Origin of the sequence: Streptomyces sp. NPDC057249, from assembly GCF_042669245.1 — a bacterium.
Classification (GTDB): Bacteria; Actinomycetota; Actinomycetes; order Streptomycetales; family Streptomycetaceae; genus Streptomyces.
In genome coordinates this window covers 55,055-69,058 of sequence record NZ_JBHUXS010000008.1, presented here as the reverse complement: position 1 = coordinate 69,058, position 14,004 = coordinate 55,055, and the positions used below count along the sequence as shown (strand labels likewise).

Sequence of the window (14,004 nt, the reverse complement as noted above, 5' to 3'; positions counted from 1 at the left end):
CCGGGGACCGGGGCACCCGCGTTCACCGGTCACTTCAGGTACGGGCCCGCGGTGCCGATCTTTCCGGGGCCGTTCAGCACGTACACGCGCATGTTGCCCTTGCCCGGGGCTTCGACGGTGAGCTTTCCGTCGGTCACGACCCGGGTGTCACCGGTGACGGCGTCCTTGTAGGTGCCGTTGGGGATGCCGGTGTACGAGGCGCCGCCCGTGACGGTGACCAGCGCGAAGCTGTCGGTCGATCCGCTGGTGTAGCGGCGCTTGTACGCCATCTGGCCGCTGATGCCCTCGGTGGAGTACTGGCCCATCTGGAGGGCGGGTACGGCCCGGCGGATGCGGTTGAGCCGCTGGAGGTGCTTGACCAGGGGTTGGGCGAGGGTGTCGGCGACCTCTCCGGACGCGGAGTCGACCTGCGAGAACTCCGAGGCGGTGACGTTGCCCGCGAGGTGGTCGCCGTAGTAGGCGCGGCCGGTGGTGGCCAGGGGGCAGGTGGGGCCGCAGTCGATCTTCTTGCCGGCCTGGAACTCGATCTCCGATCCGTAGTAGAGGGTGGGGATGCCGCGGAACGTCCACATCAGGGACATGTTCTCGGCCCAGGCGTCGGTGCCTCCCGCGTAGCGTTCGCTGCTCTTGTTGGGCCCGTAGTCGTGGCTGTCGACGTAGACGACGTTGTAGGTGGCGTCGTTGGTGGAGTCGTCGGAGTCCTTGCCGTTGTTGAACGCGTTGGTGGCGTCACCGAAGTTCATGTGCATGCGCATGTCGATGATGTTCATGCCGGAGAACTCGCTGTGGTCCGGGGTGTGGTAGCTGTTCCCGTCCAGGAACGCGTTGGTGGAGGTCGGCTGGTTGCCGGTGCCGAGCTTCTCCTCGTACGCGTACATCTCCAGGGCGGCCTTGGCGTCGTCGGCGTCGTACTCCTTGCGTTCCTTCCAGGTGAAGAACTGCGCGGAGTGGTTGACCGAGCCGCGGTTCCACTTGTCGTTGACGAAGGCGCCGACCTCGCCGAAGACGAGGAAGTTCTTCGCGGCCTCGGCGCCGAACCGCTGGGTGACCCGCTCCTGGATCGCGGGCAGGAAGCGGCGGTTCCAGGTGGTGCGCGGGATGTGCACCGCGGTGTCGATGCGGAAGCCGTCCACGCCCATGTCGATGTACTTGTCGTAGGCGCCGATCAGGTAGTTCTGCACCGGCGCGGACTCGGTGTCGAAGTCGGCCAGGTCCTCGTGCAGCCAGCAGGAGCGGGAGTCCTCGCCCTCCCAGTTGCCGAGCCAGCAGGTGTGGTAGTACTCCTTCGGGAACATCCCCGACGTGGGGTTGGGCCACTGGCAGTTGTAGATGGTGTAGCCCTCGGCGGACTTGCTCCCGGTCGGCTTGCCCCAGTTGAGACACGTGTTGCCGGCGGGTTCGGCCGTGGACCACAGGTCGCCGTTGTAGTAGGACTTGCCGCTCTTGGGCTCGACGGTGAGTCCGTCGTACTCGAAGCCCTCGTTCTTCTCGTCGTAGTACCAGCTCCACTGCGAGTCGCGGACGCCGTAGACGGTCGGCGTGAACAGGCCCTTGGCGCCCCAGCGCGAGGAGTGGTTGTAGACGACGTCCTGGTAGATCTTGATGCCCTTGGCGTGGGCGGCGTTGATGAGGTCCTGGTAAGAGGCTCCGGCGGACTCCAGGCGGGGGTCGACCTTGTAGAAGTCGTATCCGTGGTAGCCGTGGTAGTCGTAGTCGGACCGGTTCAGGACGACGGGGGTGATCCAGATCGCCGAGAAGCCGAGCCCCTTGATGTAGTCCAGCTTGTTGACCAGGCCCTTGAAGTCCCCGCGGAACATGGGATCGTCGTTGGCCGCGTTGCCGGACTTCACGTGCTGGCTGCCGCCCCGGTTGTTGCTCGCGTCGCCGTCGTTGAAGCGGGCGGTCAGGACGAAGTAGATCGGGTCCTTGCGGGGGTCGGTGCCGAGGGGCGCGCCCTGGGCCGCCGTGGGCGGTTTGTCGCCCGTGGTCGCCTTGGCGGGCGCGGATGCGGCGGAGGTGTTGCCCGCCGCGTCGATCGCCTTGACGGTGTAGGTGTAGGTGGTGTTCTCCTCCAGGCCGGATTCGGAGAGCACGGTGGAGGTGACGTCGGTGACGACGTCGCCCTTCGTGCCGCCCGTGCGGGTGACCTGGTAGCGCGTCACCTTCCGGTTGTCCGTGGCGGGTTCCCAGCTCAGGACGACGGCCACACCGTCGGCCTTCGCCGTGACCGCCGAGGGCGCGGTGGGTGCCTCGGTGTCGGCGGGTTCGGCGGCGCACGGGTCCGCGGCGTCCTTGACGACCGCGCGGTCCTTCACGGTGCTGAGGCCGGCCGGGATCGTGTAGTCGCCGCCGTTGTTGTTGTCCCAGACGCCGTTGCCGTTGTTGAACGCGGCCTTCATCGAGGTCGCGGCGCCGAGGTCGACCGTCTTCTTCACCCAGCCGGTGCAGGCCGGCTCCATGCCGACGCCGGGCACGGCGGTCCACGAGCCGCCCGCCGGGCGGTAGTGGAGGTTGGTGGTCGTCCAGCCGACGGTGGCGGTGGAGTAGTACACCGACGCGGTGTGCGCCCCGTCGGTCGGAGTGGGGCTCGGATCGGGGTCACCGCTGTCCGCGCACGGGTCGCTGTGGGCGACGACCCCGTCCTTGACGGTGATGCTGCCGCTGCCCAGGTCGTAGTTCTTGCCTCCGTTGTTGTCCCAGACGCCCGAGCCGTTGTTGAAGGTCGCCTGGATGCCCTCGGCTCCGGAGAGCGGCACGGTCTTCTTCACCCAGTCCGTGCAGGCGGCGTCCATGGCCACCCCGGGCACGGTCGTCCACGCGCCGCCGTCGGGGGCGTAGTGCAGGTTGTAGGCGGCCCAGTTCTTCGTCTTGGTGTAGTAGAAGACGGTGGTCGTCGCGTCGGAGGCGGCGACGGGCTGTGCGTCGAGGCCGGTGTCCGGCAGTGCGGTGAGCAGACCGCACACCGCGGCGGCGGCAGCGGCGGACGCCAGGGTGCGTCTCAGCAGCCGGTGGGCGTTGCGTTTCATGGTGTCTCCAGGGAAGGGCCACGACGGCGGCGAAGCCGTGGCGTCCGATGCGCGGGAGGTGGGGCCCGCGCGATCCCGCCGGAGACCCTGACGCGCCTCAAGGTCCGAGCGAGCTTGTAAATCAAGCCGGAATGTTGCTGCAATCTCTTGCAGCAGCGAAGTTACCGGCACATGACAAGCCCGTAAAGAGGTGTGGGGGCGCCGTCTCGCGACACCTGGCGCGTCGGCTCAGAACGGCACCGTCAACTGCGCCTGCACATGCGCGTGCAGCACCCCGGCCATGTCGGTCGCGCCGTCGCCGAGCAACCATTGGATCTGCAGTCCGTCCATCAGCGCGATGAGTTGCTGCGCCGCCTCCCGCGGGTCGATGCCCTCCCGCAGCACACCCTTCTCGCGCGCCTCGGTGTACGAGACGGCCGTGGACAGCACCGAGCACCGGTACCGCTCCACGAAGTAGGCGTGGGCCGGGTGGTCGGTGGAGGTGGCCTCGGCGGACAGTACGCAGAACAGCTCGACGATGCCGCGCCGCTCCGCGTTGAGCGCCGCGAGTGCGACCAGCCGGCGCAGCCGGTCGACGCCGGTGGGACGGCCCGCCTCCAGCCACTGGCCGTCCACGGCGTCGCGGTGTTCCAGGACGGCGAGCAGCAGGGATTCCTTGGTCGGGAAGTGGTGCAGCAGTCCGGGATGCGAGATGCCGCAGCGGGTGGCGATCACCCGCAGAGAGGCGCCCCGGTAGCCCGCCTCACCGAACATGGCCATGGCCTGGTCGAGGATTTCCTCGCGCTTGGCCCGGCCCTTCGCGTATCCGCGCCGCTCATCGCCGGTCACTCGGCACGCTCCCCGGTCGTCTCGGCGGACTCCGCCCCGTATGTTCGCATCCTACTTACTTACCACTAGGTCGGTATTCGGCGTACGGTGGTCCCCGGAGCGCTCAGCCTCCGCGTACCGCCCGATGAGAACGTCGCCGACGTCGTGAAAGGAAAGCCCGTGGGCTCCTCCCTGCCCTATCTCGACCCCCGCCTGCCCATTCCGGAACGCGTCTTTGATCTGCTGGGCCGGATGACGCTGCCCGAGAAGGTCGGCCAGATGCTCCAGCTGAACGCCAAGGACGGGGTACGGCAGCACATCGAGGAGATGCACGCGGGCTCCATCCTGCACGCCTCACCCGAACGCGTCCTGGAGGCCGCCGAGCTGACCCGCCGGACCCGGCTGGGCATCCCGCTCCTGGTCGCCGAGGACTGCATCCACGGGCACTCGTTCTGGGAGGGCGCCACCATCTTCCCGACTCAGCTGGGGATGGCCGCGAGCTGGGACCCGGAACTGCTGGAGCGCGTGGCGCGGGCGACCGCCGTCGAGGTGGCCGCGACCGGGGTGCACTGGACGTTCTCGCCGGTGCTGTGCATCACCCGGGACCTGCGCTGGGGCCGGGTCAGCGAGACGTTCGGCGAGGACCCGTTCCTCATCGGCGAACTGGCCTCGGCGATGGTGCGCGGCTACCAGGGCGAGGGGCTGGACGACCCGACGGCGATCCTGGCGTGCGCCAAGCACTTCGCGGGGTACTCCGAGACCCAGGGCGGCCGGGACGCGAGCGAGGCCGACATCTCGCGCCGCAAGCTGCGCTCCTGGTTCCTGCCGCCGTTCGAGCGGGTCGCCAAGGAGGGCTGCCGTACGTTCATGCTGGGCTACCAGTCGATGGACGGCGTGCCGGTCACCGTCAACAACTGGCTGCTCAACGAGGTGCTGCGCGGCGAGTGGGGCTACACCGGCACGCTGGTGACCGACTGGGACAACGTCGGCCGCATGGTGTGGGAGCAGAAGGTGTACGCCGACCACACGCAGGCGGCGGCCGCGGCGGTCCGGGCGGGCAACGACATGGTGATGACCACGCCCGACTTCTTCGAGGGCGCGCAGCAGGCCGTGGCGACCGGACGGCTCGCCGAGGCGGACCTCGACGCGGCGGTCGCGCGCATCCTCACGCTCAAGTTCGAGCTGGGCCTCTTCGAGAACCCGCGCCATCCCGACCGGGACCGGCAGCAGGCGGTCATCGGCAGCGCCGGGCACGCCGAGCTGAATCTTGAGGCGGCCCGCCGCTCGCTGGTGCTGCTGGCCAACGACGGCACCCTGCCCCTGGAGGGCGGCTTCGAGGCCGGGGCGGACGGGCGGGCGGTCGCGGACGCCAGTGCGGCACCGCGTACGGTCGCCGTGATCGGCCCCAACGCCGATGACGCGCAGACCCAGCTCGGGGACTGGGCGGGCTCCTCCGGCCAGGCGGACTGGCTGCCGGACGGCCATCCGCGCGCCATGATCCGTACCGTCCTCGACGGCTTCCGGGAGCAGGTGCCCGCCGGCTGGACCGTCACCCACGCGCGCGGCGCCGACATCCTGACGGTGGGCCCGGACCCGGAGGGGGCCTTCTTCCCGGACGGGCAGCCGCGCCCCGAGATCGTCGTCCCGTGCGAAGCGTCCGGCGACCTGATCGCGGAGGCGGTCGCCGCAGCCGAGGCCGCCGACCACGTCGTCGCCGTGGTGGGCGACCGCATCGAGCTGATCGGTGAGGGGCGCTCGACCGCGACCCTGGAGCTGATCGGCGGCCAGGTCGCGCTGCTGGACGCGCTCGCCGCGACGGACACGCCGTTCACGGTGGTCGTCATCGCCTCGAAGCCACTGGTGCTGCCGCCGTCCGCGTACCGGGCGTCCGCGATCGTGTACGCCTTCAACCCCGGCATGCAGGGCGGCCGGGCGGTGGCCGAGCTGGTTCTCGGCCTCGTCGAGCCGTCCGGGCGACTGCCCGTTTCCTTCGCACGCCATGCCGGACAGCAGCCCACGTACTACAACCAGCTGCGCGGCCAGCACGGTTCGCGGTACGCGGACCTGACCCAGCGGCCCGCGTTCGCCTTCGGCGAGGGCCTGAGCTACACGACCGTCGCCTACACGGACCTGGAGGTGCTGACCGACGTCCTGGGCGCGGGCGACACGCTGCGGGCGCGCGTCACGGTGAGCAACACCGGCGGGCGTCCGGCGCTGGAGACCGTACAGGCGTACGTGAGTGACCTGGTGACGTCCGTGACGTGGGCGGAGAAGGAGCTGAAGACCTACCGGCAGATCCGGCTGGCTCCGGGTGAGTCGCGCGAGGTGACGATCGAACTGCCGGTCGCGGCGTGCGCCCTGGTGGACGCCGAGGGCCTGCGGGTCGTGGAGCCGGGGGCCTTCGAACTGCTCGTCGGTCCGTCGTCGCGCGACGACGACCTGCTGCGGGCGGGCTTCACCGTCAAGGGCTGACCGTGGGGCGCGGGGGCGGTCGGCCTGTTCTCAGGGTCCCGGCCGGCCGCTCCCGCGCAGCCGTTCCAGGTCCGAGGCGCGGACCTGGATGACGAACAGCGCGATCAGCGCGGCGGCGACGGCGAAGGCCGCCGCGGCCAGGAACGCCGTGGAGACGCCCGACGCCAGAACCTGGTCGCCCCAGGGGCCGGGGAGCTGTCCGGTCCTGCGGAACCGGGCGATCTGCGCCGGCGTCGCCTCGGCCATGAACTTGGGCACCTGGCCGGTCGCCTCGTCGCGGCTCGCCGTCCCGAAGACCGTGACCAGGATGGACAGGCCCAGCGATCCGCCCACCTGCTGCGTGGTGTTGAGGATTCCGGAGGCCGCGCCCGACTCGTGCGGCTCGACGCCGGACAGGGCCATCAGCGTCAGCGAGACGAACTGCAGACCCATACCGAGCCCGAACACCAGGATCGGGCCCAGCAGGCTGCCCAGGTACGAACTGTGGACGTCGGTCTGCGTGAGCCAGCCGAGCCCGCCCGCCGCGAGGACCGCGCCCGTCACCATGAAGGGCTTCGGCCCGAACCGGGGCAGCAGCTTCGAGGTGAACCCGGCGCCGATCGCGATGATGACGCTGACCGGCAGGAAGGCGAGGCCCGTGCGCAGCGGGCTGAAGCCCAGGATGTTCTGCACGAACAGGGTCAGGAAGAAGAACATCCCGAACATCGCCGCCGCGAGGCTCAGCATGATCCCGTACGTCCCGGCCCGGTTGCGGTCGCGGAACATCCACAGCGGGGTGATCGGCTGCCGGGACCGGCTCTCGACGGCGATGAACAGGCCGAGCAGCACGACGGCCGCGGCGAACGCGAGGAGCGTCAGGGTGTCGCTCCAGCCCTCCTCGGAGGCCCGGATGAATCCGTAGACGAGGGACACCATGCCCAGCGTCGCGGTGAGGGCGCCGAGGACGTCGAAGTGGCCCGGGTGGCGTTCGGACTCCTGGATGTAGCGCCGGGTCGCGAGCACGATCAGCGCGCCGATGGGCACGTTGACGAAGAAGATCCACCGCCAGTCCAGCCACTCGACCAGCACACCGCCCGCGAGCAGACCGATGGCGCTGCCGCCCGCGGACACCGCCGCGAACACGCCGAAGGCCCTGTTGCGTGCCGGGCCTTCGTGGAAGGTGGTCGTGATCAGGGCGAGGGCGGTCGGGGACGCGATCGCGCCGCCGACGCCCTGGAGGGAGCGGGCGGCGAGCAGTTGCCAGGATTCCTGGGCGAGTCCGCCGAGCAGCGAGGCGATGACGAAGAGGGCGACGCCGGTCATGAAGACCCGGCGCCGCCCGAGGATGTCACCGATCCGGCCGCCGAGGAGGAGCAGGCCGCCGAAGGTGAGGGTGTAGGCGTTGATCACCCAGGACAGGTTCTCGGTGGAGAAGCCGAGGGATGTCTGGATGTGGGGCAGCGCGATGTTCACGATGGTGATGTCAAGGACCACCATCAGCTGGCACGAGCAGATGACCAGCAGGGCTATGGTGCCGCCGCGGTCCCTCCGGGGGGTTGCGGTGGCTCGCGTGGTTTCCGCGTGGGAGCCGGTCATGAGTTCGTAGCCGCGTGTGCGGGGAGTGAACGCGGTCGTTCACTCCCCCGACGTTAGCTCCGGCGGAGGGCCGTCGCGAATCGATCTCCGGCGGGCCCGGGAAGGCTCCTGCGCCGAGCCCGCCGGACCGCGGTGGTCGGCTCGCCGGCGGGTGCGAGGGGGCGGCTGGTACCATCGACGCGCTGTTCAGCGTGTGACGGAGCAGGCGACGAGGAGACCAGACATGGCAGGCGACGACGACATCTCCGGGTGATCCCGGAGCCCCGTAGCCGCAGCGGGCGCCCAGGGCGCAGCCGCAGTGGCCATGTCGTTGTTCCCTCAGGCCATTTCCCCGGGCCGTGGTGTCCGCGTCCCCGGATTCACACGCGAGGTCTTCGTATGTCCGACGCATCCCTCATCTGCTCGAACCTCTCCTTCTCCTGGCCGGACGACACTCCGGTCTTCTCCGGCCTGTCCTTCAGCGTGGGCAGCGGCCGTACCGGTCTCGTCGCGCCCAACGGCTCCGGGAAGAGCACCCTGCTCAAACTGCTGGCCGGCGAGTTGCGGCCGAGCGCCGGTTCGGTCACCGTCGACGGGACGCTCGGCTACCTCCCCCAGAGCCTTCCCCTGACCGGTGACCTGTCGGTCTCCGAGGTCCTGGGCGTCGACGCGGTGATCCGCGCGCTGGACGCCGTGGAGTCCGGTGACGTGGACGAGAAGCACTTCGCCGTCATCGGCGACGACTGGGACATCGAGGAGCGCACCCGCGCCCAGCTCGACCGGCTCGGCCTGGACGGCATCGCCCTGGACCGGAGCATCGGCACGCTCAGCGGCGGCCAGGTCGTCTCGCTCGGGCTCGCGGCCCAGCTGCTGAAGCGGCCGGACGTCCTGCTGCTCGACGAGCCGACGAACAACCTCGATCTCGACGCGCGGCACCGCCTCTACGACACGCTGGAGTCGTGGAACGGGACGCTGATGCTCGTCAGCCACGACCGCGCGCTGCTGGACCGCATGGACCGCATCGCCGAACTCGGCACCTCGGAACTGCGGCTCTACGGCGGCAACTTCACGGCGTACGAGGAGACCGTGCGGGCCGAGCAGGAGGTGGCCGAGAAGAACGTCCGCAACGCGGAGCAGGAGCTGAAGCGGGAGAAGCGCGAGATGCAGCAGGCCCGTGAGCGGGCCGAGCGGCGCGCGAGCAACGCGGCCCGCAACCTCAAGAACGCGGGCCTGCCCCGCATCTTCGCCGGGAACATGAAGCGGGGCGCTCAGGAGGCGGCCGGCAAGTCGGGCCAGACGCACGCCGCCCGGGTCGGTGAGGCGCAGGCCCGCCTGGACGAGGCGGGGCGTGCCGTACGCGACGAGCAGCGCATCACGCTCGACCTGCCGGACACCGATGTGCCGGCCGGCCGCACGGTGCTGCTGGCCGAGCGGCTGCGGGTGCGCCTCGGCGGCCGGGAGCAGTTCTCCGGCGACGGCGTCGACCTGACGATCCGTGGCCCCGAGCGCATCGCCCTGACCGGCCCCAACGGCGCCGGCAAGAGCACCCTGCTGCGGCTGGTCAACGGTGACCTGGACCCGGAGAGCGGATCGGTCAGGCGGGCCGACGGGCGCATCGCGTACCTCTCGCAACGGCTCGACCTGCTCGACCTCGGGCGCACGGTGGCGGAGAACTTCGCCGCGTACGCCCCGCACCGGGAGGAGGCCGAGCGGATGAACCTCCTCGCGCGGTTCCTCTTCCGGGGCGACCGCGCCCATCTGCCGGTCGGCGTGCTGTCGGGCGGTGAGCGGCTGCGGGCCACACTGGCCTGCGTCCTGTGCGCGGAGCCCGCCCCGCAGCTGCTGCTGCTGGACGAGCCGACGAACAACCTGGACCTGGTGAGCGCCGGCCAGCTGGAGAGCGCGCTCGCTTCGTACCGGGGCGCGTTCGTGGTCGTCAGCCACGACGAACGGTTCCTGGAACGGATCGGCGTGGGCCGGTGGTTGCGGCTGGCGGACGGGGAGCTGCGCGAGACGGGGGCCCCGGCATCATGAGCGCCCTCCTCGCCCACGACCTGGTCCGCGTCCTCGGCACGAAGCGTGTCCTGGACGGGGTGTCGCTCACCGCGGCGCCCGGCGACCGCATCGGCCTCATCGGTGAGAACGGTGTCGGCAAGTCGACACTCCTGCGGCTGCTCGCGGGGGTGGACGAGCCCGACGCCGGGCAGGTCGTCCGGCCCGCCGATGTGGGGTTCCTGCACCAGGAGATGCCGTTCGACGCGGACTCCACCGTCGCCGGTGTGCTGGACGACGCGCTGCGCGAGGCACGGGCGGACCTCGCCGAACTGGACCGGCTCTCCGGCCTGCTCTCCCGTACGCCGGAGGATTCCCCGGAGCACGCGCAGCTCCTGGAGACGTACGGCGGGCGGCTCGAACAGGCCGAGGAGCGGGAGGCCTGGGACGCCGACCGGCGCGCGGCCGTCGTGCTCGACGGGCTCGGGCTCGGCTCCCTGCCGCTCGGGCGGACGATCCGCTCGCTGTCGGGCGGGCAGCGCGGCCGACTGGCGCTCGCCGCGCTGTTGGTCCGCCGGCCGGCCGCCCTCCTCCTCGACGAGCCGACCAACCATCTGGACGACGAGGCCGCCGCGTTCGTGGAGGAGCGGCTGCGGGCGATGCCGGGGCCCGTGGTGATCGCCGGCCACGACCGGGCGTTCCTGGACGCCGTCTGCACGGACCTCGTGGACCTCGATCCGGCGGTGGACGGGCCCGTGCGGTACGGCGGCGGGTACAGCGCGTACCTGGCGGAGAAGCGGGCGGAGCGGGCGCGTTGGGAGCGCCGGTACGCCGAGGAGCAGGAGGAGATCGGGGAGTTGCGCCGGTCGGCCGCGGTGACCGCGCGCCAGGTCGCGCCCGACCGGGGGCCCCGCGACAGCGAGAAGATGGGGTACGGGCTGCGGGCAGGCCAGGTGCAGAGCCAGATCGCGCGCCGGGTGCGCAACGCCACCCGCCGCCTGGACGAGGCGGAGCGCCGCCAGGTCGCCGAGCCGCCCGCCCCGTTGCGGTTCCGGTACCCGGAGCGGGCGGAGCCGCCCGAGCCGGGCACGCTGGTGTCCCTGCGCGGGGTGCGGTTCCCCGGCCGGCTGGCCGTGGACCGGCTCGACGTCGGGGCGTCCGACCGCCTGCTGGTGACGGGCGGCAACGGAACGGGGAAGTCGACGCTGATCGCGGTGCTCGCGGGCCGGCCGGTGGCGGTCGGCGAGGTGGTCCGGCGGCCGGGCCTGTCCGTCGGGGTGCTGGCTCAGGACAGCGTGTTCGCCCGGCCGGACCGTACCGTCGCCGACACCTACGTACGGGTGCTGGGCGCCGAGCGGGCGGAGCTGGTGCCGTTGGTCTCGCTCGGGCTGCTGCGCGAGGCGGACCTGGGCAAGCAGGTGCGGCAGCTGTCGGCGGGCCAGCGGCGCAGGCTCGCGCTCGCGCTGCTGATGGCCCGCCCGCCGGAGCTGTTGCTGCTGGACGAGCCGACCAACCACCTCTCCCCCGCGCTGTGCGACGAGTTGGAGGAGGCGCTGGGCCCCGGGCCCGGCGCGGTCGTGGTCGCCAGCCACGACCGCTGGCTGCGGCGGCGCTGGCGGGGGCGCGAAGTACGGCTGGGGGACCGGGGCACCGGTCGGCAGGACGAGCTGCCGGGCGATCAGCCGATCTCGACGACGCGCGCCCACGCGGGTGGCGCGTCCGGTACGTAGTCGGGGTCGTTCTCGTCCCAGGAGTCCCGGTCCGGCCGGTCGAACAGGCCGACCACCGTCCGGCACTCCGGCTGGACCGACGGCCAGGGGGTCTGGCCGTCGGTCAGGGCCACGACGACCTCGGGCCGGGGGTGGGTCCGCAGGGCTCTGGCGAAGCCCGTGCGCAGGTCCGTACCGCCGCCGCCCACCAGGGTGATGCCCTCGGCGCGGCACAGCGGGTGCACGACCCGGGCGGCCGCGTCGCAGGACAGCACCGTGACCAGGTCCCGGCGACCGCCCACGGCACGGGTGATCGCGGACACCTCCAGCAGCGCGCTGCCCAGCTCCGCGTCGCTGACCGACGCCGAGGTGTCGATGACCACGGACACGCGCGGTGGCCGGCGCCGCAGGCTCGGCAGGATCACCCCGGGCAGTCCGGCCGAGCGTCGCGAGGGGCGCCCGTAGGAGTAGTCGTCGCCCGCGCCGGGGCCGGAAACGGCTGAGCGGAGGGCGGCCCCCAGCAGGTCGCGCCACGCCTGGGGCGGGTGGAACGCCTCCTCCGCCCACCGCTTCCACGCCTTCGGCGCCCGGCCCGGGCGGCCGGTGATGCCCTGGGCCACCCGGAAGCGCACCGCGTCGCGCTCCTGCTCGCTGAGCCCGTGCGCGCCGTCGGGTCCGAGGTCCCACTCCCGGTCGAGTCCGTCGGAGCCGCTGCCGCAGTCCAGCCAGGCGAAGTCCTGCGTATGCGGGCCGAGCCGGAACAGGCGGAGGTACTCCTCCATCAGTTTTCCCTCGGGGAGCCCGAGCGTCGCGGGCCGCACGGCGCCCTCGGGGGCGGCCAGCCCGTCCCCGTACACGTCGTCGTTGATCTCGCAGTCGGCCGCGATGTTCATCCGCAGGCGCTCCGCCACTCCGGTCAGTCCGTGCCGGCGGGCGAACCGGTCGCCGCGTCCGTGGTGGTCGCGCAGCAGGTGGGACACCTCGTGCACCCACACCCCGGCGAGCTCCTCCACGGGCGTGCGGTCCACGAACCGCGGCGACACGTAGCACCGCCAGTGGCGGTCGACGGCCATCGTCGGGACGCGCGGCGACTCGACCACGTGGAGGGCGAACAGGGCCATCGCCAGGAACGGGCGGGCCCCGACGGCCCGCAGCCGGGCGGCGAAGAGCTTGTCGCGGTCCAGCCCGGCCCCGGTCACCGGCCGCCCTTCGTCGCCACGGCGGCGCGGGCCGCCGCGTCCTCGGCGCGCCGCGACACCGACACGACCCCTGCCAGCGCCTCGATCGACGCGGGCACGTCCCACTCCTCCTGCCGGAGCGTGGCGAGGGTGGTCGCGGGAACGACGACGAGGTCCGGCGCTCCCGTTTCCACGGCGCGTACCAGGAGCGCCCAGGCGGCGTCCCAGCGCGACCGGTCGAGGCGGTTGCGCACCGCCGCGACCACCCCGTCGAGCACCGCCTGCCGCAGGTCCCCCCGTTCGGGCAGTACGGCGGCGGCCGGGTCGGCCAGGAGCGTTTCGGGGTCCGGGAGGTCCATCCGGTCGATCGCCGCCAGCAGTTCGAGTCCCGGCCCGTCCCCCACCGTGCCGCGGACGAGCAGGGAGAGCACGTCGCGCGAGACGCCGGCGGCGGTGGCGAAGGCGGTCAGGGTGAGGGTCATGTCCCAGCTCCGGGGCGACGGCCAGGGGCCGCCCCTGCGGGTCTCGCCGCTGGGCAGCCGGTGGACGAGCGCGGGACGGGCCGCGAGGAGCCCGCACACCGCCCGCCGGGCGAAGTCCACCGCCTCGCCGAGGAGTTCGGGCCGGAGCCGGGGCAGGGTCGCCCGGGGCCAGGTGCCGCCGAGACCGCGTACGACGACGTCCTGGTCGTGGGTCCACTGGAGGTGGACGAAGCGGTTGGCCAGCGGCGGGCTCAGCTCCCAGCCGTCGGCCGCCGACGACCGCGGGTTGGCGGCGGCCACGATCCGTACGCCGGGCGGCAGCCGGAGCGCTCCGACCCGCCGTTCGAGTACGAGGCGGAGGAGGGCGGCCTGCACGGCGGGCGGTGCCGTGGACAGTTCGTCCAGGAAGAGCAGTCCGCGCCCGGCCCGGACCAGGCGCACGGCCCAGTCCGGCGGGGCCATGGGAACGCCCTGTTCCGCCGGATCGTCCCCGACGACGGGCAGCCCGGAGAAGTCGGACGGTTCGTGCACGCTGGCGATGACCGTGGTGAGGGGCAGCCCGAGGTCGTCGGCGAGCTGGGTCAGGGCGGCGGTCTTGCCGATGCCCGGCTCGCCCCACAGCAGCACGGGCAGGTCGGCGGCGACGGCCAGCGTCAGCGCCTCCAGCTGGGTGTCGGGGCGCGCTTCGGTCGTCGTGTCGCGCAACAGGCTCGTCAGCGCCCCGGCGATGTCGAGCTGGGAGGCCGCGGGCGGGGCGGAAGGGGTGCTTACGGGCATGGGTCAT

At 72.0% G+C, this 14,004-nt stretch carries 8 protein-coding genes; 3 read left to right on the top strand and 5 right to left on the bottom strand.

All coding sequences use genetic code 11. The features are described from left to right. Positions 1-29: 29 nt before the first annotated feature. Both ACFUJY_RS16685 and ACFUJY_RS16680 read right to left on the bottom strand, forming a co-directional pair. Positions 30-3,026 (bottom strand): carbohydrate binding domain-containing protein, encoded by a 2,997-nt coding sequence (locus tag ACFUJY_RS16685; protein ID WP_383299569.1) that lies wholly within the window; start codon positions 3,024-3,026, stop codon positions 30-32. 228 nt (positions 3,027-3,254) lie between these two features. Beyond that, positions 3,255-3,854, bottom strand: a complete 600-nt coding sequence (locus ACFUJY_RS16680; protein ID WP_383299566.1) for a TetR/AcrR family transcriptional regulator — start codon at positions 3,852-3,854, stop codon at positions 3,255-3,257. Positions 3,855-4,013: 159 nt separating this feature from the next. On the opposite strand from ACFUJY_RS16680, the gene ACFUJY_RS16675 reads away from it, so the two are divergent. Next, the gene (locus ACFUJY_RS16675; RefSeq protein WP_383299563.1) at positions 4,014-6,305 is read left to right on the top strand and encodes a glycoside hydrolase family 3 N-terminal domain-containing protein; all 2,292 of its coding nucleotides are present in this window, start codon (positions 4,014-4,016) and stop codon (positions 6,303-6,305) included. A gap of 30 nt (positions 6,306-6,335) precedes the next feature. Here the strand turns inward: ACFUJY_RS16675 and ACFUJY_RS16670 are convergent, their stop codons facing one another. Further along, positions 6,336-7,880 carry an MFS transporter gene (locus tag ACFUJY_RS16670; RefSeq protein WP_383299560.1) on the bottom strand — a complete coding sequence of 515 codons (1,545 nt, stop codon included), beginning with the start codon at positions 7,878-7,880 and terminating at the stop codon, positions 6,336-6,338. Between the two features lie 378 nt (positions 7,881-8,258). On the opposite strand from ACFUJY_RS16670, the gene abc-f reads away from it, so the two are divergent. After that, positions 8,259-9,893 (top strand): ribosomal protection-like ABC-F family protein, encoded by a 1,635-nt coding sequence (gene abc-f, locus ACFUJY_RS16665; RefSeq protein WP_383299557.1) that lies wholly within the window; start codon positions 8,259-8,261, stop codon positions 9,891-9,893. After that, the gene (locus ACFUJY_RS16660) at positions 9,890-11,581 is read left to right on the top strand and encodes an ABC-F family ATP-binding cassette domain-containing protein (protein ID WP_383299555.1); all 1,692 of its coding nucleotides are present in this window, start codon (positions 9,890-9,892) and stop codon (positions 11,579-11,581) included. The genes abc-f and ACFUJY_RS16660 overlap by 4 nt, the downstream gene beginning before the upstream one ends. On the opposite strand, the gene ACFUJY_RS16655 is transcribed toward ACFUJY_RS16660, so the two are convergent. Both ACFUJY_RS16655 and ACFUJY_RS16650 read right to left on the bottom strand, forming a co-directional pair. After that, positions 11,530-12,759, bottom strand: a complete 1,230-nt coding sequence (locus ACFUJY_RS16655; RefSeq protein WP_383299552.1) for a VWA-like domain-containing protein — start codon at positions 12,757-12,759, stop codon at positions 11,530-11,532. The two genes, ACFUJY_RS16660 and ACFUJY_RS16655, sit on opposite strands and share 52 nt — an antisense overlap. Beyond that, positions 12,756-13,997 (bottom strand): AAA family ATPase, encoded by a 1,242-nt coding sequence (locus tag ACFUJY_RS16650; protein WP_383299550.1) that lies wholly within the window; start codon positions 13,995-13,997, stop codon positions 12,756-12,758. Before ACFUJY_RS16650 ends, ACFUJY_RS16655 begins: the two co-directional genes overlap by 4 nt. Positions 13,998-14,004 lie beyond the last annotated feature (7 nt).